This is a genomic window from Rothia sp. HMSC071F11 (assembly GCF_001809115.1).
Lineage (GTDB): Bacteria > Actinomycetota > Actinomycetes > Actinomycetales > Micrococcaceae > Rothia > Rothia dentocariosa.
In genome coordinates this window covers 23977-24477 of the sequence record NZ_KV795760.1, presented here as the reverse complement: position 1 = coordinate 24477, position 501 = coordinate 23977, and the positions used below count along the sequence as shown (strand labels likewise).

The following is a 501-nucleotide window of genomic DNA, read 5'->3' as shown; positions in this document are numbered from 1 at the left end:
AAGAATGGTTTGTTGAGGCTCGTAGGGTCATGGATGAGATCGCACATCGACTCGTTGAACGCAGCATCTTGGCGAATCCCTCAGATGTAACCTATGCGCTATTTGATGAGGTAGAATCTGCGCTGCTTGCAGAAGAACCGTCCTCCGATCTGCAGCAGAGGATTTCGCACCGAAAGCAGAAGCGCACAACCGCTGAGACTCTGTGGTGGGACCGGGGGAATCACCGGTCTGAGACGGACGGCATCAAAGGAGTTGGCGCGAGCCCAGGGGTGACGATGGGCACGGCACGGGTTATCCACGGGCCGGAAGAGTTCGGGCTGCTGGAACCGGGCGAAATACTCGTGTGCCGGTACACCGATCCCACCTGGACCCCACTGTTCAATGTGGCTGCCGCCGTGGTGGCTGATACTGGAGGTCCGCTTTCTCACGCGGCCATCGTTGCGCGCGAGGTCGGGATTCCCGCTGTACTCGGCACTCAATCCGGTACGCAGGATATTGTGT

1 protein-coding gene is annotated in these 501 nt (G+C 58.7%); it reads left to right on the top strand.

The window, feature by feature from the left end; genetic code table 11:
* The coding region (locus tag HMPREF2554_RS07710) for a PEP-utilizing enzyme (RefSeq protein ID WP_246826037.1) at positions 1 to 501 on the top strand (501 nt) is incomplete at both ends.